The organism is Aquitalea sp. FG25 (genome assembly GCF_057809375.1).
On the sequence record NZ_JBMDJV010000006.1, the window covers coordinates 39,699 to 65,027 of the forward strand.

The 25,329-nt window shown below is 58.6% G+C and carries 23 protein-coding genes; 9 read left to right on the plus strand and 14 right to left on the minus strand.

The genetic code is table 11. The features are described from left to right. Nucleotides 1-23 precede the first annotated feature (23 nt). From ACODR9_RS07215 to ACODR9_RS07235, 5 genes are all read right to left on the minus strand, one after another. Nucleotides 24-1,298, minus strand: a complete 1,275-nt coding sequence (locus tag ACODR9_RS07215) for a YeaH/YhbH family protein (RefSeq protein WP_488808480.1) — start codon at nucleotides 1,296-1,298, stop codon at nucleotides 24-26. Between the two features lie 140 nt (nucleotides 1,299-1,438). After that, complete coding sequence (locus ACODR9_RS07220; RefSeq protein WP_287878781.1) at nucleotides 1,439-3,367, minus strand: PrkA family serine protein kinase; 1,929 nt, start codon at nucleotides 3,365-3,367, stop codon at nucleotides 1,439-1,441. 348 nt (nucleotides 3,368-3,715) lie between these two features. After that, nucleotides 3,716-4,033, minus strand: coding sequence for a PilZ domain-containing protein (locus tag ACODR9_RS07225; RefSeq protein WP_488808482.1), 318 nt, complete (start codon nucleotides 4,031-4,033; stop codon nucleotides 3,716-3,718). After that, on the minus strand, nucleotides 4,020-4,577 hold the full coding sequence (locus ACODR9_RS07230) for an NUDIX domain-containing protein (RefSeq protein ID WP_488808483.1): 558 nt from the start codon (nucleotides 4,575-4,577) through the stop codon (nucleotides 4,020-4,022). The genes ACODR9_RS07225 and ACODR9_RS07230 overlap by 14 nt, the downstream gene beginning before the upstream one ends. After that, nucleotides 4,564-5,112 carry a DUF2062 domain-containing protein gene (locus ACODR9_RS07235; RefSeq protein ID WP_488808484.1) on the minus strand — a complete coding sequence of 183 codons (549 nt, stop codon included), beginning with the start codon at nucleotides 5,110-5,112 and terminating at the stop codon, nucleotides 4,564-4,566. The genes ACODR9_RS07230 and ACODR9_RS07235 overlap by 14 nt, the downstream gene beginning before the upstream one ends. A gap of 184 nt (nucleotides 5,113-5,296) precedes the next feature. Between ACODR9_RS07235 and ACODR9_RS07240 the strand changes: the two genes are divergently transcribed. Beyond that, nucleotides 5,297-7,081 carry an acyl-CoA dehydrogenase C-terminal domain-containing protein gene (locus ACODR9_RS07240; RefSeq protein ID WP_488808485.1) on the plus strand — a complete coding sequence of 595 codons (1,785 nt, stop codon included), beginning with the start codon at nucleotides 5,297-5,299 and terminating at the stop codon, nucleotides 7,079-7,081. A 244-nt stretch (nucleotides 7,082-7,325) separates the two neighbouring features. On the opposite strand, the gene aldA is transcribed toward ACODR9_RS07240, so the two are convergent. The 7 genes from aldA to rhmD form a co-directional block, all read right to left on the minus strand. Further along, nucleotides 7,326-8,750, minus strand: a complete 1,425-nt coding sequence (aldA, locus tag ACODR9_RS07245) for an aldehyde dehydrogenase (protein ID WP_488808625.1) — start codon at nucleotides 8,748-8,750, stop codon at nucleotides 7,326-7,328. Between the two features lie 78 nt (nucleotides 8,751-8,828). Further along, the gene (locus tag ACODR9_RS07250; RefSeq protein ID WP_488808486.1) at nucleotides 8,829-9,638 is read right to left on the minus strand and encodes an HpcH/HpaI aldolase family protein; all 810 of its coding nucleotides are present in this window, start codon (nucleotides 9,636-9,638) and stop codon (nucleotides 8,829-8,831) included. Between the two features lie 9 nt (nucleotides 9,639-9,647). Beyond that, complete coding sequence (gene lra1, locus ACODR9_RS07255; protein WP_488808487.1) at nucleotides 9,648-10,415, minus strand: L-rhamnose 1-dehydrogenase Lra1; 768 nt, start codon at nucleotides 10,413-10,415, stop codon at nucleotides 9,648-9,650. Between the two features lie 121 nt (nucleotides 10,416-10,536). After that, nucleotides 10,537-11,595, minus strand: coding sequence for an L-rhamnose/proton symporter RhaT (rhaT, locus tag ACODR9_RS07260; protein ID WP_488808489.1), 1,059 nt, complete (start codon nucleotides 11,593-11,595; stop codon nucleotides 10,537-10,539). A 4-nt stretch (nucleotides 11,596-11,599) separates the two neighbouring features. Then, the gene (locus ACODR9_RS07265; protein WP_488808490.1) at nucleotides 11,600-12,499 is read right to left on the minus strand and encodes an amidohydrolase family protein; all 900 of its coding nucleotides are present in this window, start codon (nucleotides 12,497-12,499) and stop codon (nucleotides 11,600-11,602) included. Continuing rightward, complete coding sequence (locus ACODR9_RS07270) at nucleotides 12,487-12,807, minus strand: L-rhamnose mutarotase (RefSeq protein WP_488808491.1); 321 nt, start codon at nucleotides 12,805-12,807, stop codon at nucleotides 12,487-12,489. Before ACODR9_RS07270 ends, ACODR9_RS07265 begins: the two co-directional genes overlap by 13 nt. A 40-nt stretch (nucleotides 12,808-12,847) precedes the next feature. Further along, nucleotides 12,848-14,047: an L-rhamnonate dehydratase gene (gene rhmD, locus ACODR9_RS07275; protein WP_488808492.1), complete on the minus strand. Its 1,200-nt coding sequence runs from the start codon at nucleotides 14,045-14,047 to the stop codon at nucleotides 12,848-12,850. A gap of 352 nt (nucleotides 14,048-14,399) precedes the next feature. Here rhmD and ACODR9_RS07280 point away from each other — a divergent pair, with 352 nt between their 5' ends. Further along, entirely contained in the window at nucleotides 14,400-15,269 is an 870-nt protein-coding gene (locus tag ACODR9_RS07280) for a LysR family transcriptional regulator (RefSeq protein WP_488808493.1), read from the plus strand. A gap of 90 nt (nucleotides 15,270-15,359) precedes the next feature. Here ACODR9_RS07280 and ACODR9_RS07285 read toward each other — a convergent pair whose 3' ends face one another. Together ACODR9_RS07285 and ACODR9_RS07290 are read right to left on the minus strand one after the other, a co-directional pair. Next, nucleotides 15,360-16,031, minus strand: a complete 672-nt coding sequence (locus tag ACODR9_RS07285) for a UPF0149 family protein (protein WP_488808494.1) — start codon at nucleotides 16,029-16,031, stop codon at nucleotides 15,360-15,362. Nucleotides 16,032-16,125: 94 nt separating this feature from the next. Then, nucleotides 16,126-17,814 (minus strand): AMP-binding protein, encoded by a 1,689-nt coding sequence (locus ACODR9_RS07290; protein ID WP_488808495.1) that lies wholly within the window; start codon nucleotides 17,812-17,814, stop codon nucleotides 16,126-16,128. Between the two features lie 195 nt (nucleotides 17,815-18,009). On the opposite strand from ACODR9_RS07290, the gene ACODR9_RS07295 reads away from it, so the two are divergent. From ACODR9_RS07295 to ACODR9_RS07325, 7 genes are all read left to right on the plus strand, one after another. Further along, nucleotides 18,010-18,414 carry a MerR family transcriptional regulator gene (locus ACODR9_RS07295; RefSeq protein ID WP_488808496.1) on the plus strand — a complete coding sequence of 135 codons (405 nt, stop codon included), beginning with the start codon at nucleotides 18,010-18,012 and terminating at the stop codon, nucleotides 18,412-18,414. 138 nt (nucleotides 18,415-18,552) lie between these two features. After that, nucleotides 18,553-19,722 carry an isovaleryl-CoA dehydrogenase gene (locus ACODR9_RS07300; protein ID WP_488808497.1) on the plus strand — a complete coding sequence of 390 codons (1,170 nt, stop codon included), beginning with the start codon at nucleotides 18,553-18,555 and terminating at the stop codon, nucleotides 19,720-19,722. A 151-nt stretch (nucleotides 19,723-19,873) separates the two neighbouring features. Beyond that, on the plus strand, nucleotides 19,874-21,472 hold the full coding sequence (locus ACODR9_RS07305) for a carboxyl transferase domain-containing protein (protein WP_488808498.1): 1,599 nt from the start codon (nucleotides 19,874-19,876) through the stop codon (nucleotides 21,470-21,472). Between the two features lie 9 nt (nucleotides 21,473-21,481). Next, nucleotides 21,482-22,267 (plus strand): enoyl-CoA hydratase/isomerase family protein, encoded by a 786-nt coding sequence (locus ACODR9_RS07310; RefSeq protein WP_488808499.1) that lies wholly within the window; start codon nucleotides 21,482-21,484, stop codon nucleotides 22,265-22,267. A 22-nt stretch (nucleotides 22,268-22,289) separates the two neighbouring features. After that, entirely contained in the window at nucleotides 22,290-22,418 is a 129-nt protein-coding gene (locus tag ACODR9_RS07315) for a hypothetical protein (RefSeq protein ID WP_488808500.1), read from the plus strand. Further along, nucleotides 22,411-24,378 carry an acetyl/propionyl/methylcrotonyl-CoA carboxylase subunit alpha gene (locus ACODR9_RS07320; protein ID WP_488808501.1) on the plus strand — a complete coding sequence of 656 codons (1,968 nt, stop codon included), beginning with the start codon at nucleotides 22,411-22,413 and terminating at the stop codon, nucleotides 24,376-24,378. Before ACODR9_RS07315 ends, ACODR9_RS07320 begins: the two co-directional genes overlap by 8 nt. A gap of 18 nt (nucleotides 24,379-24,396) precedes the next feature. Next, entirely contained in the window at nucleotides 24,397-25,290 is an 894-nt protein-coding gene (locus ACODR9_RS07325) for a hydroxymethylglutaryl-CoA lyase (protein ID WP_488808502.1), read from the plus strand. Nucleotides 25,291-25,329: the final 39 nt, after the last annotated feature.

Sequence of the window (25,329 nt, forward strand, 5' to 3'; positions counted from 1 at the left end):
CCCTTGGCTGGCCGCCCCGGCATTCAGGCGCGCGTGGCTGGCTGGCGTTTGAACAGCTCCCGGAATACCGGATAAATGTCGGAGGCCGAGCGGATTTTCTGCATGGCAAAGTGGCGCTGGCGTTCCTTGACCTTGAGGTACTCGTACCACAGGTTTTGTGGCTCCCCTTCGGTGATTTCGATGTAGGCAAAATACTGGCAATAGGGCAGCAGTTGTTCTTCCATGATGCGGCCGCAGTTGGCCGAATCGCTGTCCCAGTTATCGCCATCGGAAGCCTGGGCGGCGTAGATATTCCACTCGCTGCTGTTGTAGCGCTTCTTCACGATATCGGCCATCAGATTGAGCGCGGAGGACACCACGGTGCCGCCACTTTCCCGCGAGTGGAAGAAGTCTTCTTCATTTACCTCCACCGCACTGGTGTGGTGACGGATGAACACCACTTCAATCTTGTCGTAATTACGCTGCAAAAACAGATACAACAGGATAAAAAAGCGCTTGGCCATATCCTTTTTCTGTTCGTCCATGGACCCGGACACGTCCATGATGCAGAACATCACCGCCTGGCTGGTGGGCTTGGGCTGCTGGATGCGGTTGTTGTAGCGCAGGTCGAAGGGATCGATAAAGGGAATGCTGGCCAGCTTCTCACGCAGCAGATGAATGCGCTTGCGCTGCTCGCGCACTTCCTGCGTACTTTCGTCGTCGGATTCCAGCAGTTCATCCAGCCCCTCTTCGGCCTCGCCCAGCCGGGCCAGCGTTGGTGCGGCCATGGCCACACGCCGTGCCAGCGCGCCGCGCAAGGAGCGTACGATGCTGATATTGGCCGGGGTGCCGTCATTGGTGTAGCCAGCGCGCACCTGCTTAAGCTCTTCCACGCCCATCAGCTGGGTCTTGATCAGGTTGGGCAGCGCCAGGTCATCAAAAAACACATTGAGAAATTCTTCGCGCGACAGTTCGAAGACAAAATCGTCCTCGCCCTCGCCATCCTGGCTGGCCTTGCCGCCGCCTCCGCCCCCTCCTCCGCCTTGCGGACGCGGAATGCGGTCTCCACGAATAAACTCCTCATTGCCCGGATGAACCTGTTCGCGTATCCCTCCCTGGCCGTGATGAAATACCGGTTCGGAAATATCCTTGACCGGGATGGAGACTTTCTCGCCACTCTCGATGTCGGTGATACTGCGCCCCTTCACCGCACGAGAGACAGCTTCCTTGATCTGCGCCTTGAAACGGCGCAAGAAGCGTTCGCGATTTACTGCGGACTTGTTCTTGCCATTCAGGCGTCTGTCTATGATGTGGGACATGGCAACCTCGCTGTTGTCTCCTGCGGCCCGGTTTGCATAAACACGGCAAGCCTGGCCTGGCCAGCCTGTCTAGTGTCAGACAGGCTGGGCAGAAATCGGTGCCGGTCAGCCCGGAATAATCCCAGGCTGCCGCTGCATGGTCAGGAGGACTTGCGTACCCGCAGATACCATTCGCACAACAGGCGTACCTGCTTGGCGGTGTAGCCTTTTTCCACCATACGGTTGACGAAGTCTTCATGCTTTTTGGCGTCTTCGACACTGGCCTTGGCATTGAAGGAAATCACCGGCAACAGCTCCTCGGTATTGGAGAACATCTTCTTCTCGATCACCGTGCGCAGTTTTTCGTAGCTGGTCCAGGTCGGGTTCTTGCCACCGTTATTGGCCCGCGCCCGCAGCACGAAATTGACGATTTCGTTGCGGAAGTCCTTGGGATTGGAAATCCCGGCCGGTTTTTCTATCTTCTCCAGTTCGCCATTGAGCGAGGTACGGTCGAAGATTTCGCCGGTGTCCTGATCGCGGTATTCCTGGTCTTGAATCCAGTAGTCGGCGAAGGTGACATAGCGGTCGAAAATGTTCTGCCCGTACTCGGAGTAGCTTTCCAGATAAGCGGTCTGGATTTCCTTGCCGATGAACTCGACATATTTGGGTGCCAGATACTCCTTCAGGAAGGTCAGGTACTTTTGCTCCTGCTCGGCCGGAAACTGCTCACGCTCCACTTGCTGTTCCAGCACATACAGCAGATGCACCGGGTTGGCGGCCACTTCCTGATTGTCGAAGTTGAACACCTTGGACAAGATCTTGTAGGCAAAACGGGTGGAAAGCCCGTTCATGCCTTCGTCCACTCCGGCGTAGTCGCGGTATTCCTGCAGCGATTTGGCCTTGGGGTCGGTGTCTTTCAGGTTATCGCCGTCATATACCTGCATCTTGCTGAACAAGCTGGAGTTTTCTGTCTCTTTCAGCCGCGACAGAATGGCAAACTGCGCCATCATCTTCAGCGTTCCCGGTGCGCATGGCGCGTGGCCCAGTGAAGAGTTGCGGATCAGCTTGTCGTAGATCTTGATCTCTTCGGTCACACGCAGGCAGTACGGCACCTTGACGATATAGATACGGTCGAGGAAGGCCTCATTGTTCTTGTTGTTGCGGAATTGTTTCCACTCCGACTCATTGGAGTGCGCCAGCACGATGCCATCGAAGGGAATGGCACCAAAGCCCTCGGTACCCTTGAAATTGCTTTCCTGGGTGGCAGTCAGCAGCGGGTGCAGCACCTTGATCGGGGCCTTGAACATTTCCACGAATTCCAACAAGCCCTGGTTGGCCAGGCAGAGGCCGCCGGAGTAGCTGTAGGCATCCGGGTCGTCCTGGGCGTACTTTTCCAGTTTGCGGATGTCCACCTTGCCCACCAGCGAGGAAATGTCCTGGTTGTTTTCGTCACCCGGCTCGGTTTTGGCCACGGCAATCTGCCGCAGTACCGACGGGTAGCGTTTTACCACCTTGAACTGGCCGATGTCGCCGTTGAACTCATGCAGGCGTTTTACTGCCCACGGGCTGGGGATGGTTTTCAGATAACGGCGCGGAATGCCGAATTCCTCTTCCAGAATGGCACCGTCTTCTTCCACATTGAACAGGCCCAGCGGCGACTCGTTCAGCGGGCTGCCCTTCAGGCAATAAAACGGCACTTGCTCCATCAGCTCTTTGAGCTTTTCGGCAATGGACGACTTGCCGCCACCCACCGGCCCCAGCAGGTAGAGAATCTGTTTCTTCTCCTCCAGCCCCTGGGCGGCATGGCGGAAATAGGCTACCACTTGTTCAATCACCTCTTCGGTGCCATAGAACTCGCGGAAAGCCGGGTAAACCTTGATGACCTTGTTGGAAAAGATGCGCGACAGGCGCTGATCGTGACGGGTATCCACCAGCTCAGGTTCGCCAATGGCCATCAGCATGCGCTCGGAGGCCGTGGCATAGGCAGAATGATCGCGCTTGCAGATCTCCAGATACTCCTGGATGGTGTATTCCTCTTCACGCGTCTTGTCGTAACGGGAGGCGTAGTGGCTCAAGATATCCGGGTGCATGGCTCTCTCCTGGCTGGTTGCAGGGGTGCGCACGGCGTGCATGGTGCACCCGCTATCCCCTTGCAAAATTTAGAGTACTGACTGGCTTTCAGATTCTCTTTTTTTGGGTATAGCACATGCAGGGAAGAGCAAGAACAAAAGCAACGAAACAATTGAAAACGCCAAACAAATTAACTAAGCCACTGAATTTAGTGAAGAATTTTCTTAATATGACTAAAGAAAATTTACTGACGCCAATTTTCCACATTGCATTTGTAAAAATTTTTCTTTTCAAATCAATAACATAAAAAACACCCCCGACTAAAAGTACTGGGGGTGTTTTTATGTATCAATTTGCAAGCAACTGTTTCAACTTTTGCGCTTGATGATACGGGTACCAATTTCATAGACCAGACCACGTTTGACCTCGTTACAGCGCCGCACTTCCACCTCAGCCTCCAGCGGCTTGCCAGGCAGGCCGCCTACAGCGGGTGCCAGCACGATGACAGACAGGCGCTCGCCATGCTGCGGCACAAACGAACTACGAAAAGCCAAGCCGTCTACCGACAGGTCAACGCACTCGCCGTAGTGGGTTTCGCCGGTATGCAGGGACTTGATGCGGGCCTTGCAGCCCATCTGCAGACGGCGCGCACCGCGTCGCTCGTGATAGGGATCAAACGGTGGCACCGGGTAGTCTCCCGTCAAGATGCGCTGCCAGCCAATGCAGGCCAACGATGGACTTGCTGTCGCAGATATCTCCGCTCAGCGCCATCTGCATCACCTGCTCCAACGGCAGGGTCAGCACCTCCAGGAATTCTCCTTCATCCAGTTGGCGCTCGCCGGCCACCAGGTCCTCAGCCAGGTAATAGCTGATCTGCTCGTTGGAATAGCCAATGCAGGGGTAAGCCGTACCCAGATGACGCCAGCTGGCAGCCTGATAGCCGGTTTCCTCCAGCAGCTCGCGCCTGGCGGTCAGCGCCGGGGCTTCATCCGGGTCGATCTTGCCTGCCGGAATTTCCAGGAATACGCGCCCGGCGGGATAGCGGTACTGGCGCTCCATCACCAGCTGCCGGTCTGCCGTCAGGGCCAGGATGGCAACCGCACCAGGATGCAGAATGTACTCGCGGCTGGCCTCTGCACCATCCGGCAGCAACACCTTGTCCTTGTGAACCTGAAGAAACCCACCCTCGTACACCAGAGCCGACTGCAATTGCTTTTCAACAAGATCCACGTGCTGCCTTTCTATTTTTCCAGTTACGGACCACGGCACAGCGCCAGCCCAGCATGACTGCCACATAACCCAGCGTGGACAAGGTCATGCCAAGCACCAGCAGGCCCAGCAACAGCGGCCACCCCAGTGCCAGCAACCAGTTCAGCACTTGCTGTGCCCACTGCCACAAGTCCTGTTCCGCCCATGCTGGAGGCTGGCTCATTGTACCTGCAGCCGGGTCGCCCAGTAACAGCAGTCCACAGGAATACGCCAGAAAATAAATCGGCAGGATGGTAAGCGGATTGCTATACAGCGTCGCCAACAAGGCAGCCGGCAGATTCACCTTCAAGCACAAGGCCAACATCAGTGTAGACAGCCGCTTTGGCGGGCCAGGCAGCAATCCGGCAAACAGGCCCAAGGCCACTCCGCGCGCCACCTTGCGGCGATTCAGAGTCCAGTAGGCAGGCTGATCCAGCCAGCGGCCCAGCCATCCCAGTCCGGGGCGATACAGCAGCTGATGGCGATAATCACTGGCTCGACGCAAGAAAGTTCGCATGGCAGGACTTGGTTCCCGTTGTCGTAAAGCCACACCGGCAGAAGCCAGCGGACAAAAGAAGTTGTCAAACGGCGCAGAATAATTTAAACAAGCGTTTGAATTAAGCAAATCAATAAAAACGCCCGGCCACCCATGGCTATTCGACCCGGAAAACCCGGGCAGCGCAACCAACAGGAGAGACCTCATGCCCGCATACAAAGCCCCGCTGCGTGACTTTGACTTTGTGCTCAACGAACTGATCAAGGTACAGGACATCATCCCTGGGCTGCCCGGTTACGAAGAAGCCACCCAGGACATTTTTACTTCCTATCTGGAAGCCGCAGCCCAGTTCTGCGAAAGCGAGCTGGCACCGCTAAATCGTCAGGCCGATGAAGAAGGCTGCCAGTTCGACCCCACCACCAAGGCGGTCACCACCCCGCCCGGCTTCAAGGAAGCCTACAAGCAGTATTGCGAGCTGGGCTTTCCGGCGCTGGACTGTGACCCGGCCTACGGCGGCCAGGGCATGCCCAAGTCGCTGGCCTTCCCGGTGATGGAAATGCAGTGCTCCTCCAACGTAGCCTGGTCGATGTACCCTGGCCTGTCGCATGGCGCGTATGCCGCCATCCACGCCCACGGCACCGAAGAACAGAAAGCCACCTACCTGCCCCGCTTGGTGGATGGCAGCTGGACCGGCACCATGTGCCTGACCGAGCCGCACTGCGGCACCGACCTGGGCCTGCTGAAAACCCGTGCCGAACCCAATGCCGATGGCAGCTACAGCATTACCGGCACCAAGATTTTCATCTCCGCCGGCGAACATGACATGTCTGACAACATCATCCACCTGGTACTGGCGCGCCTGCCAGATGCACCCAAGGATGTAAAAGGCATCTCCTTGTTTATCGTGCCGAAATACCATGCAGACGGCAGCCGCAACCCGGTAGCCTGCGGCAGCCTGGAACACAAGATGGGCATCAAGGCCAATGCCACCGCCGTCATCAATCTGGATGGTGCCAAGGGCTATCTGATTGGTGAAGCCAACAAGGGCTTGTCCTGCATGTTCACCATGATGAACGCTGCCCGCCTGGGCTGCGGCATGCAGGGCCTGGGCATTGGCGAAGCCTCGTTCCAGGGTGCACTGGCCTATGCCCGCGAGCGCTTGCAAATGCGTGCGCTCACCGGCAACAAATACCCGGACAAGCCGGCCGACCCCATCATCGTGCATCCGGACGTGCGCCGCATGCTGCTGACTCAGAAGGCCTATACCGAAGCGGGCCGTGCGCTGACTGCCATGCTCGCCCTGCAACTGGATATCGAAGACAAGCACCCGGATGCCGCAGCCCGCCAGGATGCCGCTGATCTGGTAGCGCTGCTAACCCCGGTGGCCAAGGCTTTCATGACTGACAATGGCTATGAAGCCGCCAATATGGGCATGCAGGTATTGGGTGGCCACGGCTTCATCCGCGAGTGGGGCATGGAACAGCTGGTGCGTGATTGCCGTATCTCGCAAATCTACGAAGGTACCAACGGCATCCAGGCCATCGATCTGCTGGGGCGTAAGGTGTTGCTGGATCAAGGTCAGAAACTGCGCAAGTTCACCAAACAGATTCACCAGTTCTGCCAGGCCAACGAGGGCAACGACAAGCTGGCCGACTACATTGCCCCGCTGTCCAAGCTGATGAAGGATGTGGGCGAGGTCACCATGGGCGTGGGCATGGCCAGCCTGCAGAACAAGGACGAAGCCGGTGCCGCCGCCACCGACTACCTGCGCCTGATCGGCCACCTGACCTATGCCTGGCTGTGGGCGCGCATGGCTGAAGTGGCGCATGCCAGCCTGGGCAAGGGCGATGATGCCTTCTACCAGGCCAAGATTGCCACCGGTCGCTTCTACATGGCCAAACTCTTCCCTGAAGTGCATACCCTGCTGGCGCGGATCAAGGGCGGTGCGGCACCGCTGATGTCGCTGGACGAAGAACACTTCGCTTTCTGATTGATTGCTGGCTCTACCCTTTGTAACGGCCCATACGGGCCGTTTTTTTTGCACCGAATGACCGCTAAGCAGCTGCCGGAAAACAAAAAAAAGCCCGGAAATCCGGGCTTATGAATAAAGGAATGAAAAAAAGAGAGCTCGTACTCTCATTAATCATTCTAATCAAAACCTTCATGGCCTGTCATGCTTTTTGCATGTCCCGACGGGGAACAAAGTCCCCACGCCCTGAGGCAGCCGATACAAGTCAGGCCTGCAAATACACCATATGGCTATGGGTGTATTCGTACAGGCCATGCTTGCCATCGGCCCCACCTATGCCGGATTGACGTACCCCGGCGTGGAAACCTTGCATCGCTTCAAAGTTTTCCCGGTTGATATAGGTTTCGCCGCAATCCAGTTCACGCATTGCCTGCATCGCCTTGGCCAGATCGCGGGTGTAGAGGGAAGACGTGAGGCCGTAGGCAGAGTCATTGGCCAGGGCAATCGCCTCCTCCAGACTGTCCACCACCTGTATGGGCAATACCGGGCCGAAAATCTCTTGCTGCATGACGTCCATCTGCTCATGGCATCCGGCCAGCACCGTGGGCTGAAAATGGAAGCCGGCCCCCAGATCCGCCACCTGACCTCCGGTAATCAGCTGCGCACCATCCTGCACCGCCTGCGCCACTTTTGCCTGCACCCTTTCCAGTGCCTGGCGGTTGATCAGCGGCCCCATGTCGATATCCGCCACCGCCAGCGGATCGCCATAGCGGGTTGCCGCCATGACGCTGGCCACCTTATCAATGAAGGCAGCCGCTACCTTGCGCTCGACATAGACCCGCTCGGCACAATTACAAACCTGACCGGTATTGATGATGCGTGAGGCATGGATTGCCCTCACCGCCAGATCGAGATCAGCATCGGCCAGTACGATGGCAGGTGCCTTGCCCCCCAGCTCCAGATTCAGTTTGGTGATATGCGGGGCCGCCGCTGCGGCAATGCGTGCGCCGGTCGCCACGCTGCCGGTAAAGCTGATCATGTCGACGTCCGCGCTGCCAGCCATGTCAGCCCCGGTCTGTCCCCGGCCATACAGCACGTTGAACACCCCGGCTGGCAAGCCTGACTGCGCGACCAGCTGGCTGAACAGATGGCAGTTGATCGGCGTTTCCTCGCTGGGCTTGATCACGATGGTATTGCCGGTCAGCAGGGCCGGCGCCATCTTGCGAGCAATCAGAAAGAAAGGAAAATTCCAGGGCAGGATGCCAGCCACCACGCCCAAGGGCTTACGCAGCAGGAATATCTGCTCGCCTGCCCGGTCGCTGCTGATGACTTCTCCTTCGATGCGTCTGGCCCATTCGGCCATGTAGTCCAGGTAATCGGCCGTAAAGCGCACTTCAACCTTGGCCAGCGCCAGGGTTTTGCCTTGCTCTGCGCTAATGGTATGAGCCAGCACATCCACTTGCTGACGAACAAGGGTGGCAATACTGCGCAGAAAACTGGCACGCTCGATGGCCGGTCGCGCAGCCCAGTCACGCTGGGCGGCACGGGCTGCGCCCAGGGCATCAGCCACCAGCTGCGCGGAGGCCTGCGGAGAATGCGCCAGCATCTGGCCATTGGCCGGATTACTCACCACATGATGATCGGCCCCTTCAATAAAACGGCCATTGATGTAATGACGCAATTGCTGAATTTGAGACATCGGAATGCTCCTGAAAAATCATGTTGCCATGCTGGGCGCACACCACCGACGGGCCTGGCTGAGGGATAGTTAATAGCCTTGCTTGCCGGTGGCAGGTAAAGGAGACGTGCGGAAACGTGCCAGGCTGGCAAGTGCCGCCTGACGCAGCAGCGGGATATCAATGCTGACGGCAATGAAGCTGCAACCCCACTCGGCATAGCGGCGGGCATCCTGCTCATTAGGTGCCAGAATGCCGCAGGCCTTGCCCTGCGTCAGGCAGCTGTCAATGATGTGGCGGATGCTGTGCTGGACGTCGACATGGCTGGCATTACCCGCGTGGCCCATGCTGGTGGATAAGTCCGCCGGGCCAATAAAGATGGCATCCACCCCTTCCACAGCAGCGATCTGCGCCGCGTTTTCCACCCCGAGTGAAGATTCGATCTGCACCACCAGGCAAAGCGCCTGATCGGCCTGCGCTATATAATCCGCCACGGCATCCCAGCGGGTGGCGCGAATCAGCCCGCCGCCGACACCACGTATCCCCGCTGGCGGGTAACGCATGGCCCGCACCAAGGCGGCAGCCTGCGCTGCGCTCTCCACCATGGGCACCATCAGGGTTTGTGCGCCGATATCCAGCACTTGCTTGATCAATGCCGGGTCGCCATGTGGAATCCGCACCACCGGATTAACGGGATAGGCCGCCAGCGCCTGCAGCTGTCCCAACAGTGTCGGCACGGTATTGGGGGCATGTTCGCCATCGAGCAGAATCCAGTCATGACCAGTGGTAGCCAGGATTTCCGCGCTATAGGCGGAGGCCATCCCGGCCCAGATGCCATACAACGGTGCAGTTGAGGACATCTGCCTTAAGGCAGATTTGAAATGATTGCTTGGCAGCTGCATGGGCAACTCCTATTGCAGATTGACATACATGCCGCCATCCACCAGCAGGCTGGCACCGGTGACGTAACGCGCCAGGTCTGATGCCAGGAATACTGCCGGGCCGACCAGATCCTCCGGTTGCCCCAGCCGCCCCAGCGGGATGCGGTTTTGCATATAGCTGCGCTTGTGCGGGTCGGCCAGATCCTGCCGGTTAATGTCGGTTTCTATGGTGCCTGGCAGCAAGGCATTGCAGCGGATGCCAAACGGCCCCAAGGCAATGGCGCAGGACTGCATCAGCGATAGCAAACCGGCTTTGGTAGGGGTGTAGTGGGTTTGCATGCCACCACCCACCAGCGCACTGATGGAGCTGACGGCAATAATGGCACCGCCTTCACCCTGCTGCTGCATCTGCCTTGCTGCTGCCTGTACCGCAAAATAGGCACCGTTGAGATTGATATTCACCGTGCGGTAATACGTCTCGTGCGGCATGTCCAGAAAAGCGTGGAAAGGACAAATGCCCGCATTGCTGATGAAGACATCCACCCCGCCCAAGCGCTCCACGGCCATGGCAATCAGCGCAGCACCAGTATCCGGGTCGCCAATATCGCCCGCCTGATCAGCCACCTTGCGCCCTAGGACCTCAATTTGGTGACGCAGGGTCAGGATGTCATCCACACTGCTGCGGTCACTGTGGCCCAGCATCACATCCGCCCCATGGCGGGCACAGCCCAGTGCAATGGCCCGCCCTATGCCACGGGACGCCCCGGTAATCACCACTCGCTTACCTGCTAACAACATCGCTTTGTCTCCTCAGAAATACCGGCGATACAAGCCCGACGTGCTACAGCAATCCCTTGGTCCTGCACTTGCCACCGGCACTGGCCAGGCCCAAAGACCATTCCCGTTTTGTCAGCCGCCCTTAATGGCTGGCACTACCAAAACCCACCAGGCCGATGGCGGCAATGATCACCACAATGCCCAGCAACAGGATGCGGCGTGTTTGCGGCACAGTGCCGCGCCATTCCCCCAGGCAGACGCCCCATACATTGGAAATCAGGATGATGAAAGACATGTGCAGCACCCAGGAGCTGGTGGGGTTATGCAAGCGGCTCTCGCCCATGCCGTAGAAGAAAAACTGCAGATACCACAGCAAGCCGCCCAGCGCGCACAGCAGGTAATTGCGCAGCAATGGCGTGTTGCGATTGACGAACTCGCCCAGGCTGCGACGGCGCAAGGACAGGTGCAGACACCACAGCGCATTGGTGGTGAGGCCGCCGAGCATGATGACGGCAAAGGTCAGATTGTTCATGAACAGGGAATTGGCACCGTGCGCCACTGCGGCCAACGCCAGTGGTTTGCCCGCATTGATGCCGTAGCTGAAACAGGCACTCAGGCAACCGGACACCAGCGCAACGGCGATGCCCTTTTTCATGTTGAATTTCTGAACCGCACTTTGCTTGGTCGCCAGATCGACTTCGCGCTCCTTGCGCATGCCGGCCACCCCGCACAACACGATGCCGATCAGCGAGCCCAGCACGCCCAGCAGCACCATCTGCCCGCCGCTGCTGAGCAGCATCTGGCTCAGGCGCAAACCATCCTCGCGGCCAAACAGGTCATTGAACAGCGGCGGCATCAAGGCACCCAGGGCGGATGTCAGACCCATGATGATGGACATGCCCAGCGACAGGCCGATATAGCGCATGGCCAGGCCAAAGGTGAGGCCACCAATGCCCCATAACACGCCGAAGAAGTAAGTCCAGCCCAGTGTCCCGCTGTCTGCCGCCTCAAGGATGGAAGCAAAAGCCGGAATGGTCAGGTAAATGGCCAACCAGGGCGCCAGCAACCAGGAAAACAGGCCGCCCAGCAACCAGAAGTTTTCCCAAGACCACTGCCGGACACTGCGATAGGGCAGATAGAAACTGGCGGAAGAAAACGAGCCGATGAAATGAAACAACAGACCCAACAGAATGATGGCCATCTGGCTAGTCTCCCAATTGGTAAAATTGCCAGGCGTTGTCGGCAAACATGGCACGACGCTCATGTGCTGCTGCCTGCGCCAGCAAATTGTCATAGGCCTGCCACAGCCTGCGGTAGGAGGTGTACAAGCTGCACACCGGGAAATTGGAAGCAAACATGCAGCGAGCGCTGCCAAAAGCGTCAATGGCCTCGTACACCAGCGGCCGCAAACTGTCCTCCGTCCAGTGGTGGTCCAGCATGCCAAAGCCGCTCAGTTTCACCTGCACATTCGGACAGGCTGCCAACGCCCGCATGCCATCCCGCCACGCGCGCCAGCCGGCAGGCGCATGCCGATCCACATACATGCCGGCATGGTTCAGGGCAAAGCGCACAGCCGGATAACGCCTGGCCAGCGCGGCAGCTTCCTGCATTTGTGAGGGGTAGATTTGCAATTCGAAGATCAGGCCGTGGCGCTCCAGCAAGGCCATCCCGCACTGCCATTGCGCCTCGCGCAAGTAGTGACGGCCTACATAGTCGAACTGCGGGTCGGCATGCACGTTCAGAATCTGGCGCACGCCACGCACGCGGGTGGAGGCTGCCAGTTGCCGAGCAAGCTGATCCGCCGCCTGTGGACTGGACAAATCAACAAAGGGCAGCAACGCAAGGGGGAAGTGCTCACCCGATTCGTTGAGCATGCGTTCCAGTTGACTGGTTTCCTCCAGCGCATTCGTCGCATTGGCTTCGATATGCACCACGCCCGCCAGCTCGATATCGGCCTGCTCGGCCAGCTGCTGCAGATCTTTCAGGCTGAAGTCACGCGCCAGCGCGGCGTAATCACCCAACAGATTGGGTTTGCGCCGGGTCAGCCAGGGGTACTGCTCTCCCTCCAGCCACCAGAAATGGCAATGGGCGTCTACGATGCGCATGGCGGCCCCTCCCCCATGCTCAGCACAAACATGCTGCGCAAGCCTACCTGTACCGGCGCAAGGTCCGACCGGGTCACCATGATGTCGGCCATATAGGCCCACCATTGCTGCATCACCGGCAGGCTGGGCAGTTCTGCCAGCCTGTCGGGCTGGCTGCAGTACAGCACGGCAAATAAGGCGTCATCATTGTCATCATGAAAAATGCGGTACTCGACAATGCCGGCATCCAGCAGTGCGGTTCGCAGTTCCGGCCAGATGGCGGCATGACGCCGTTGATATTCCTCGGCTTGCCCCGGAAACAACTTCATGCGAAAAGCCAGGGTGCAAACTGCTTGTCCATGCGTCATCTCAGCCTCCCGGGGTGTGCAGGTAGGGACGATGCAAGGCGCACGCCGGGTTGAGCTCCACGCCGAAGCCGGGACGATCCAGCCGCGATACCGGCATGCGGCCGTTTTCCGGCACCGGCTCGTGTAACAGCTGTGGACTGAACATCGGCACTACCTGATCGGCCTGCGGCGCCATCATCAGGAATTCGGCAAACGGGCTGTTATGACGGGTGGCGACAAAGTGATAGCTGTACACGCTGGAGCCATGCGGAATCACCAGCGTCTGATGTGCATCGGCCAGTGCCGAGATTTTCAGTAGCTCGGTGATGCCGCCACACCATCCGACATCAGGCTGGATGATGTCGCAGCAGCCCATTTCCAGCAGCATGCGAAAACCCCAGCGTGTGGCTTCGTGTTCGCCAGTGCTGCACAACATGCCGGGAGGCAATTGCTGCCGTAAGGCGGCATAGCCCCAGTAGTCGTCTGGCGGCAGTGCTTCTTCTATCCACTTCAGGCCATGTTCTTGTGCAGCCTGTGCCAGACGGGTGGCGTAGTTCAGGTCCAGGCTCATCCAGCAGTCGATCATCAGCCAAAAGTCCGGGCCTACCCGCTCGCGCATGTTGGCCAGCAAGGCCAGGTTTTTTTTCAGGCCGTCTTCCCCCTCAGCTGGCCCGTGGTGCAGCGGCATTTTCCCGCCGATGAATCCCATTTCACAGGCGAGGTCTGGCCGTGCACCTGTGGCATAAAACTGCAGCTCGTCCCGCACCGCACCGCCCAGCAACTGGTACACCGGCTCCTGCCGCACCTTGCCCAGCAAATCCCACAAGGCCAGATCCACCCCGGAGATGGCATTGAGCACCAGGCCCTTGCGTCCGTAAAACAGGGTGCCGTAGTACATCTGGTCCCAGATGCGCTCGATATCGCAGACTTTGGCCCCTTCCACGAAACGCGCCAGATGGCGCTCGACGATGAAAGCTGCCGGCTCGCCGCCTGTAGTCACGGCAAAGCCGACATTGCCGGCGCTGTCCTCAACTTCCACCACCAGCGTGCCCAGTACATTGATGCCAAAGCTGCGTCGGCTCTGCCGGTAGGCAGGGTATTTGGACATGGGTGTGGCGATGTGGTCGTCAATCCAGTGGCCATCGGCCTGATCGTGATAATCCGCACCGCCACCTCGCAAGGTAAAAGCGCGGACGTGTTTGATGACTGGAATTTGCTTCATGGCGCACTGCTCCGATATTGAATATCCCCACTTATCCGGATCAGAAATAACTAAGATCCAGAGTGAATTAGCAGGAATATCTTACGAAATTAATTTAAGCCAATAATAAAAATCCGATACAAGCAGGCTGAATTCCATCCAACAAGCAAGCCCTTAAATCAGCTTGATAAATATCAGATCATTTACTTCCTGACAGCAAAATGCGGCAACAGCAAAACTACGTCATACTGACCAAGCCATCCAATTACTTTTAATTAACAGGCAATACCTTTTGCTTATGAATAAAACAGCCACCCGATCATCACCACAATACCGTCATTTACTGCAACGCCTGCGTTACAAGCATTTGCAAATGCTGGTGATATTAGGTAGCAGCCAGAATATGAAACGGACGGCGGAAGGCATGTATATGTCGCAACCAGCGGCCAGCCGCATGTTGCAGGAAATCGAGGATATGTTTGACTGCCGGCTGTTCGAACGTCTGCCGCATGGCATGCTGCCTACCGCACTGGGCATGGAGCTGGTCAAATTCGCCACCCGCAGCCTGCATCATCTGGAAGGCTGCGTGGAGACGCTGGAGCTGCAGAAGAAAGAAGGCTTTGGCTACTTGTCAGTGGGTGCCATCATGGGTGCTGCACCCGAGCGGATCATGGCGGCAATTGCACGTTTGAAACAGGAAAGACCACGCCTGTGCATTCGCGTGATGGGAGATACCAGCGACGAAGTGGTGAGCTTGCTGGAACAAGGACGCATCGACCTGGCCATTGCCCGGCGCAGCCCGAAAACTGAAGATGCAGCTTTTAATTTTTGGCCATTGGGCAATGAAATATTGCGACTGGTGGTGGCTAAAAACCATATATTATTACAACAGCAACATATCGAATTGCCGGTATTACTACGAAACTGGCCGTGGATATTACAAGCCCCCAGCAGCCCGGCACGCATGGCATTAGAGCAATATCTGCTGCAAGCCGCACTACCCTTGCCCGGCAATATCATCGAGAGCAATTCGGTTTACTCCATGCTGCAACTGATTCAACGCACCAATGCGGTGATGCTGTTAGCGGAGTCCGCCATGACAGACTATCTGGACATGGGTATCGTGCAAATATTGCCAATCAAGGTAAACATCCCACTCCCTCCTTTTGGCATCTTGACGCGCAAGCATGAACCACTTAGTGCGGAACAACAGGATTTCATTTCATACCTTCATCCATCCTGAACAATGGCCACCACATGGCAGTAAAAGAAAAAGCCTCCGGATGGAGGCTTTCAGGTATGGCATCCACCAGCACGCAGGCTGGCAGAAAACTCAGTTGCTACCGCAGCAGGCCTTGTACTTCTTGCCGCTTCCACATGGGCAGGGGTCGTTACGGCCTACCTTGTCACCTTCGCGACGCACTGTTGCCGGTGCCTGCGCCTTGGCGCGCCAGTAGTTGAACACGGAGATCAGGGCTTCGGGCAGCTGTTCCTTGCAATCATCCTTTTCCTCGTCGGTAAAGGTAACCAGGTCTTCGCCGTCTTCTTCCTCAAACATGCCGCCCAGTACCAGAATGGGCATCAGCAGGTCTTCAAAGCCTTCGTCATCGGCCGCTTCAAACCAGTCGGTATCCACCACATCCAGCGCGTACAGATAGGCATTGCACCACGGCCAGTAGTCGGCTTCATCATCATCACTGTCTTCGTCTGCGTACAGGATCAGGTCCAGCTCGCGGCCATCGGCCAGCACATGGGCGGTGACATCAAACAGCTTTTGCAGCAGGGCTTCCAGCTCGGTTTTTTCTTCGGCATTTTCAAAAGCCGGGGCATCGCCCAACACTTCGGCTAGCCACATGCTGCGGTCGGCTGCATCCGGCCCGCTGGCCAGTGCGGCAAAGAAGCCTTGTACTTCGTCCGGGCGCATGGTGCTGCCACTGATCGACAGGGGCGTCAGCAACTGTTCCAGCCGGGCCAGATCGGCGTCATTGAATACGATATCAGTCATGGTGCACTCCTGAAGTCAGATTGAATGGGCGCATTGTAGCGAAAAAAGCCCCGCTTCGCCGGGGCCATTGCATACAACGTTGATCTGCAGCCATTCAGGCAGTGCGGCTGTCAGCCAGGCCTAGCTTTTCCTTCATTTGCTGGCGCATGACAAACTTCTGGATCTTGCCGGTGATGGTCATGGGAAAACTGTCGACGAACTCTATATAGCGCGGAATTTTGTAATGGGCGATCTGCCCCTGACAAAAGGCACGCATGTCGTCGATGCTGGCGGTTTCGCCATCGCGCAGCTTGATCCAGGCGCACAGCTCCTCGCCAAAGCGGTCGTCCGGCACGCCAATCACCTGCACTTCCTGAATCTTGGGATGACGGTAGAAAAACTCTTCCACTTCACGCGGGTAGATGTTTTCGCCACCGCGTATCACCATGTCCTTCACCCGACCAACAATATTGACGTAGCCCTGCCCGTCCATCACCGCCAGATCACCGCTGTGCATCCAGCCGGATTTGTCGATGGATTCGGCGGTTTTCTGCGGGTCGTCCCAGTAGCCCAGCATTACCGAATAGCCACGGGTCAACAGCTCGCCGGTTTCGCCATGCGCCACGATACGGCCATCGTTATCGACAATTTTGACTTCCACATGCGGATGCACTTGCCCCACGGTAGACACGCGCTTGTCCAGTGGCGTGTCGGCGCTGCTCTGGAAGCTGAGCGGGCTGGTTTCGGTCATGCCGTAGCCAATGGTGACTTGCGCCATGTGCATCAGGGTGGTGACGCGCTTCATCACCTCGATAGGGCAAGGGCTGCCCGCCATCACCCCCGTGCGCAGGCTGGACAAGTCGAATTGATCGAACTGGGGGTGGTCCAGCAAACCGATAAACATGGTGGGCACGCCATGCAGCGCGGTACAGCGTTCTTCCTGCACGGTTTGCAGCACGCTGAGCGCATCGAAGCTTTCCGCAGGAAACACCATGCATGCCCCATGCGTGAGGCAGGTCAGCGTGCCCAGCACCATGCCAAAGCAGTGGTAGAGCGGCACCGGGATGCACAGCCGGTCCGCCGAGGTAAAGCGCATCGCCTGTCCGGTAAAGAAGGCATTGTTGAGAATATTGTGATGGGAAAGCGTGGCCCCCTTGGGGTTGCCGGTGGTGCCGGAAGTAAACTGGATATTGATGGCATCATCAAATTGCAGGCTATCTCCCAACTGCTGCAAGGCAGTGCGCTCGGCTGGGGTCGGTTCGGTCAGCAACTCGGCAAAACCCAGCATGCCCGGCGTGGCCTGCTGGCCCATGCGGATCACCCATTCCAGCTTGGGCATGCGGGCGGCACGAAGCTCGCCGGGTTGGCTCACAGCCAGTTCCGGCAGCAAATCCTGCAGCATTTCGATGTAATTGCTGCTCTTGAAGCTGGGTGAGGCAATCAGGGCGCGGCAGCCTACCTTGTTAATCGCATATTCCAGCTCGGCACGGCGATACGCTGGGTTGATATTCACCAGCACCAGCCCGGCCTTGGCAGTGGCAAACTGCGTCAGCACCCATTCGGCATTGTTTTGTGACCAGATACCGATGCGCTCGCCCGGCGCAAGGCCCAGGCGCATCAGGCTGCACGCCAGCCGGTCCACCTGTTCCTGCAATTGTGCATAGCTCCAGCGTATGCCTTGCTGGCGTACCACCAGCGCTTCCCGCTGGGCGTGGTGCTGGCAGGCCTGGTCAAACATCTGGCCGATGGTTTTGCCAATCAGCGGCTGCTGACTGGCACCGTGTACATAGCTGGCTTGCAGCATGTTGAATCTCCTTGGTGTTGTCTCTTTATCCAGAACGCGTCGCTTCCCTTAACGACGGCAACCACACTGCATGGTGTGGCCGGTTTTTTGGCATTAATCCCACAAGTTTACGATTACGTAAACGTAATGTAGCTATCATGATGAGAAGGCGTGGGAAAAACGCTACAATCCGTATAAATACTGAAAGCAGATACCATGACAGAACAGGAACTTTTCACCATTTCGGACTTGGCGCGCGATTTTGACGTCACCCTGCGCACCATTCGCTTTTACGAGGAACAAGGGCTGATCGAGCCGCAACGCGATGGCCGCCAGCGTGTGTTCACCCGCCGCGACCGCGCCCGGCTGCGGCTCATCCTGCGTGGCAAGCGTATTGGCCTGTCCTTGTCGGAAATCCGTGAAATCATTGATCTGTACGACCTGGCCCGCGACGAAGCCAGCCAGTCGCTCAAGCTGCTGCATTTGCTGGTGGCCCGGCGCGAGCAGCTGGAAGAACAGCGGCGCGACATCGACGTGGTGCTGGCAGAAATCGACGCGCTGGAAAAGCACTGCCGTGGCGTGATAGACCAGATGACCACCAAGGCTGACACGCCAGCCTGAACACCTGCCCTCGTGCAGGTTTTTTTACCACATCATATTGACGCTTACGTAAACGTAATTCAATATTCAAATCAGTAACGCGACCATCACAATAGCCTGTCAGGCGCAGCCGCCACGACGGGCATGGAGGAGAAAATCATGTACAGCAGCCTGCGTTTTGACCATGGCGACACCTACGACATGTTGCGCCAGAGCGTGAAGGATTTTGCCGACGCCGAAATCGCCCCGCGTGCCGCCGATATCGACCGTGACAACCTCTTCCCTGCCGAGCTGTGGCGCAAACTGGGCGATATGGGCTTGCTGGGCATCACCGCCGCAGAAGAATACGGTGGCGCCAATATGGGTTATCTGGCCCACATGATGGTGATGGAAGAACTCAGCCGCGCCTCGGCATCGGTCGCCCTGTCCTACGGCGCGCACTCCAATCTGTGCGTCAATCAGATTCAGAAAAACGGCAGCGCCGAACAAAAAGCCCGCTACCTGCCCAAGCTGATTTCCGGCGAACACGTGGGTGCGCTGGCCATGTCCGAACCCAATGCCGGTTCCGATGTAGTCAGCATGAAGCTGCGTGCCGACAAAAAAGGCGACCGTTATGTACTAAACGGCAGCAAGATGTGGATTACCAACGGCGGCGATGCCGACACCCTGGTGGTGTATGCCAAGACCGATGTCAACGCCGGGCCCAAAGGCATCACGGCTTTTATCGTGGAAAAGGGCTTTGCCGGTTTCTCGCACGGCAGCAAGCTGGACAAGCTGGGCATGCGCGGTTCCAACACTTACCCGCTGTTTTTCGACAACTGTGAAATCCCCGCCGAAAACGTGCTGGGTGGCGAAGGCAATGGCGTGAAGGTGCTGATGAGCGGGCTGGATTACGAACGTGCGGTGCTGGCCGCCGGACCATTGGGCATCATGCAGGCTTGCATGGACATCGTGGTGCCTTATCTGAATGACCGCAAACAGTTTGACCAGGCCATTGGCGACTTCCAGCTGATGCAGGGCAAGCTGGCCGACATGTACGTCAAGCTGTCCGCCAGCCGCGCCTATGTCTATGCCGTAGGCCAGGCGCTGGACCGTGGCGAAAGCGGCCGCCAGACCCGCAAGGACGCTGCCGGGGCCATTCTGTATGCCGCCGAAAACGCCACCCAGATGGCGCTGGATGCCATCCAGTGCCTGGGCGGCAACGGCTATATCAATGAATACGCCACCGGCCGCCTGCTGCGCGATGCCAAGCTGTATGAAATTGGCGCGGGCACCAGCGAAATCCGCCGCTGGCTGATTGGCCGCGAACTGATGGCCGAGACCCGATAAGAGAGGAATAAAGCGCCTGATGCTGAGTCACGCCGTCTGGCCGTACCCCATGTACTGTCTGCGGCGGCGCGCCTTGCTTCAGCCGCCTCCCCCCCTTCTCGCCCCGCTTTGAAAAAACCTGACGGATCGGCACAAAAACAAGAGGCTCACCATGCCAGTCATCGAATCCAAACTCTCCCCCCGCGCACCGGACTTCCAGGCCAATGCCGACAAAATGCGTGCGCTGGTGGAAGACCTGAAACAGAAAGTCGCCCAGGCGGCACTGGGCGGCGGCGACAAAGCCCGTGACAAACACAGCGCCCGTGGCAAGTTGCTGCCGCGCGAGCGCATCAACCTGCTGCTGGATCCTGGTGCGCCCTTTCTGGAGCTATCCCAGCTGGCAGCCTTTGGCATGTACAACGACGATGCGCCGGGTGCCGGGCTGATCAGCGGCATTGGCCGTATTGCCGGAGTGGACTGCCTGATCATCGCCAACGATGCCACGGTCAAAGGCGGCACTTATTACCCGATGACGGTGAAAAAACACCTGCGTGCGCAGGAAATCGCCAAGGAAAACCGCCTGCCCTGTGTTTATCTGGTGGATTCCGGCGGGGCCTTTTTGCCGCTGCAGGATGAGGTATTCCCGGACAAGGAGCACTTTGGCCGCATCTTCTACAACCAGGCGCAGCTGTCTGCTGCGGGCATTCCACAAATTGCCGTGGTGATGGGCAGCTGCACCGCAGGCGGTGCTTATGTACCGGCCATGTCGGACGAAACCGTCATCGTCAAGGAACAAGGCACCATCTTTCTGGGTGGCCCGCCGCTGGTGAAAGCCGCCACCGGCGAAGTGGTGACGGCAGAAGAACTGGGCGGTGGCGATGTGCATGCGCGTATCTCCGGCGTAGCCGACCATCTGGCGCAGAACGACGCCCATGCGCTGGGCATTGCCCGCCGCATCGTGGCCGACCTCAACTGGCACAAACAAGGCGTGCTGGACCGCGCCGAACCCAAAGCCCCCCGCCACGCTGCCGAGGAAATCTACGGCGTGATTCCAGCGGACCAGAAAAAACCGTTTGATGTGCGGGAAATCATCGCCCGGCTGGTGGACGATTCCGACTTTGACGAATTCAAGCAGAACTACGGCACCACACTGGTGACCGGTTTTGCCCGGCTCAATGGCTGGCGCGTGGGCATCATCGCCAATAACGGCATCCTGTTTTCCGAGTCTGCGCTCAAGGGTGCGCACTTTGTCGAACTGTGCTGCCAGCGCGGCATTCCGCTGATCTTCCTGCAGAACATCACCGGCTTCATGGTGGGCAAGAAGTATGAAAACGGCGGCATCGCCAAGGATGGAGCCAAGCTGGTTACCGCCGTGGCCTGCGCCAGCGTGCCCAAGTTCACCGTGCTGATTGGCGGCAGCTTTGGTGCAGGCAATTACGGCATGTGTGGCCGCGCTTACAGCCCGCGCATGCTGTGGATGTGGCCCAACAGCCGCATTTCGGTGATGGGTGGCGAACAGGCTGCCGGAGTGCTGGCTCAGGTGAAGAAAGAACAACTGGGCGATGCCTTCACCGCCGAGCAGGAAGAAGCCCTGAAAACCCCGGTACGCGAACAATACGAACGCCAGGGCCATCCCTACTACGCCAGCGCGCGGCTGTGGGATGATGGCATCATCGACCCGGCCCAGACCCGCGACGTGCTGAGTCTGGCACTGGAAGCCGCCCTGTCCGCCCCCATCGACAAGACACGCTTTGGCGTGTTCCGCATGTAAGGAAGCGCCATGAGCCAGTATCAGACTCTCGACATCCACCACAGCGGCAGCACCGCCACCGTCTGGATGAATCGCCCGGAACTGCACAATGCGCTGAACGAAACCCTGATTGCCGAGCTGACCGCCGCCTTCAAGGCCCTGCAACTGGACGACAGCGTGCGCGTTATCGTGCTGGCTGGTCACGGCAAAAGCTTTTCCGCCGGGGCCGATCTGGACTGGATGCGCCGCGCCGCTGGCTACAGCGAAGCGGAAAACCTGGCCGATGCCCAACGCCTGGCCGCCATGCTCAAAGCCATCTACCGCAGCCATAAGCCGGTGATCGCCCGCATTCACGGCCCGGCCATTGCCGGTGGCACCGGCCTTGCCACCGTGTGTGACATTGCCATTGCCACCGAAGCCGCCCGCTTCGGCCTCACCGAAGTGCGGCTGGGGCTGATTCCCGCCACCATCGGCCCCTATGTGGCCGATGCCATCGGCTGGCGGCAGGCACGGCGCTACTTCCTGTCCGCCGAACGCATTGACGCCGCCTCCGCCGCCCGTATCGGGCTGGTGCATGAAATTGTTCCTGCTGACGCACTGGACCAACGCATAGCCGACATCGCCAGCGAACTGGCCAAAGGCGCACCACGCGCACTGGGTGCCGCCAAAGACCTGTTGGCCGAATTGCATGAAGGCTCACCGTGGGATGACGCACTACTGGCCGACACCGCCAGCCGTATTGCCAGCACCCGCAGCGGTGCGGAAGCCCGCGAAGGGTTGGCTGCCTTCTTCGACAAACGCCCGCCAGCCTGGTAACAAGAACAATAAGGACGCCGCCATGTTCAAGAAAATACTGATTGCAAATAGGGGTGACCAGCAGCCGCAAGGCTGCGCAGCTGCGCAGCAACATCGCCTGACGGCGCGCCTGCGCCGTGGCGATTTCGCCGCGGGAGACTGCCATGTTTAAGAAAATACTGATTGCCAACCGCGGCGAAATAGCCTGTAGGGTGATCAAGACCGCGCGCCAGCTGGGCATTGCCACTGTTGCCGTTTATTCCGATGCCGATGCCGATGCCCGCTTTGTCAAACTGGCCGATGAAGCCTGGCGCTTGGGCCCGGCTCCGGCGGCGGAATCCTATCTCAAGGCCGGGCTGATTCTGGACATTGCCCGCCAGAGCGGTGCCGAGGCCATCCACCCCGGTTATGGTTTTTTGTCGGAAAACGCTGATTTTGCCGCCGCCTGCGAAGCAGCAGGCATTGCCTTTATCGGCCCACCGGCCAGCGCCATTGCCGCCATGGGCAGCAAATCCGCCGCCAAATCGCTGATGGAACAAGCCGCCGTGCCGCTGGTGCCCGGCTATCACGGCGAGCGCCAAGAATCAGACTTCCTGCACCAGCAGGCCGATGCCATGGGCTACCCGGTGCTGATCAAGGCCAGTGCCGGTGGTGGTGGCAAGGGCATGCGTATTGTCGAGCGCAGCGACGACTTTTCCGCCGCCCTCGCCTCCTGCCAGCGTGAAGCCGCCGCCAGCTTTGATGACGACAAGGTGCTGGTGGAAAAATACCTGCCGCGTTCGCGCCATGTGGAAATCCAGGTATTTGCCGACAGCCATGGCAACTGCGTGTATCTGTTTGAGCGCGACTGCTCGGTGCAGCGCCGTCATCAGAAAGTACTGGAAGAAGCTCCAGCACCGGATTTGCCGCTCAGCACCCGGCAGGCCATGGGCGAGGCCGCCTGTGCCGCCGCACGCGCGGTGGGCTATGTCGGCGCGGGGACGGTGGAATTCATCATGGCGGTAGAGGACGATGGCCAGCCGGGTGCGTTTTACTTCATGGAGATGAACACCCGGCTGCAAGTAGAACACCCGGTCACCGAGATGATCACCCGGCAGGACCTGGTGGCTTGGCAGTTGCAAGTGGCTGCTGGTCAGCCCCTGCCGTTGCGGCAGGACGAACTGCAGATTCACGGCCACGCCATCGAGGCACGCATTTATGCCGAAGACCCGGACAAGGGCTTTCTGCCCGCCACCGGCCAGCTGATTCACCTGCAAACCCCGCCAGAAAGCGCCCAGGTGCGCATTGATACCGGCGTGGTGCAGGGCGACAGCATCAGCCCCTTCTACGACCCGATGATTGCCAAGCTGATTGTCTGGGGCGAAAACCGGGCTGCAGCATTGCAACAGCTGGATGCAGCATTGGCGCAGTATCAGGTGGCCGGTGTCACCACCAATATCAGCTTCCTGCGGCGCATTGTGCAGCATCACAGCTTTGCCAGCGGTGCAGTGGATACCGGGCTGATTGCCCGCTATCAGGATGCCTTGCTACCGGCACCAACGCCGCTCAGCACGCAACAACTGGCGGTGCTGGGCCTGGCTGAAACCCTGGTCTGTCAGGCCAGTTACCCGGCAAGCCCGGGCTGGCGTCTGAATGGTCTGCTGGAAAGCACACAGCAATTCATGCACGGCGAAACCTTGCACCGCGTCAGCTTGTGTCATCTGCCACAAGGCTTTGCCGTGACAGTGAACGGACAAACCATGCAAGCTCAGGCGCAATGGCAACAGGGCCAGCTACAAGTGACGCTGGATGGCCATCAACTGCATGCCACGGTGGTGTGCCAGCAGGGTCAACGCGTGTTGTTTCTGCACGGTGAACGGCTGAGCGTTGAATGGGTGGACCCCTATGCCGTCAGCGCGGAAGAAGTGCATGGTGCCACCCACCTGAAAGCGCCGATGCCGGGCCGGGTGGTGGCCTTGCTGGCCAGTAGCGGGCAGCAGGTTTGCAAGGGCGAGCCGCTGCTGATTCTGGAAGCGATGAAAATGGAGCACACCATCCATGCCCCAGCCGATGGCACGGTAAACGCCTTTTACTTTGGTGCGGGCGAACAGGTATGCGATGGCGACGAGTTGCTCGACTTCGACGCCGCCTGACCCGGAGGACAACACGCTATGCAAACCGTGAAAATCGTTGAAGTCGGCCCGCGTGACGGGCTGCAAAACGAAAAACAGCAGGTAGATACCGCCAGCAAGCTGGAGCTGATTCGCCGCCTGGCGGCCTGCGGTCTTACCCATATCGAAGCGGGCGCGTTTGTTTCGCCCAAGTGGGTGCCGCAAATGGCCGACAGCCTGCAGGTATTGCAGGCACTGGATTTGCCCGGCCCGGTGCATTACCCGGTGCTGGTGCCCAACGATAAGGGCATGGAACAGGCACTGGCCGCTGGCGTACGCGAGATTGCCGTGTTTGGTGCCGCCAGTGAAAGTTTCAGCCAGAAAAACATCAATGCCAGCATCGCCGAAAGCCTGGCCCGCTTTGACAGCGTCATGGCGACGGCGCAACGTGAAAACATCCGCGTGCGCGGCTATGTGTCCTGCGTGGTGGATTGTCCGTATGAGGGTGCCATCGCCCCGGCCAAGGTGGCGGAAGTGGCCACCCGCCTGCAGGACATGGGCTGCTACGAAATATCGCTGGGCGATACCATTGGCACCGCCACGCCCAACCGGGTGCTGGACATGCTGGAAGCCGTGAGCAAGCGGGTGCCAATGGAGCAACTGGCTGGCCATTTTCACGACACCTACGGCATGGCCATCGGCAATATTCATGCGTCTTTTCAGGCAGGCATCCGCACCTTCGACTCATCCATTGCCGGCTTGGGTGGCTGCCCGTATGCTCGTGGAGCCTCCGGCAATGTGGCTACGGAAGATGTGGTGTACCTGATGCAAGGCCTGGGGGTGGACTGCGGTATCAACCTGCCCGCCCTGGTGGAAACCGCCTGGTTTGCCGCCGCGCTGCTAGGCCGGCAACCCGGCACCAAAGTGGCGCAGGCCATGGCTGCACCGCACTGAGTCCGCCCCGACAGCGCAAGCATCGCGCAGGACAAGATA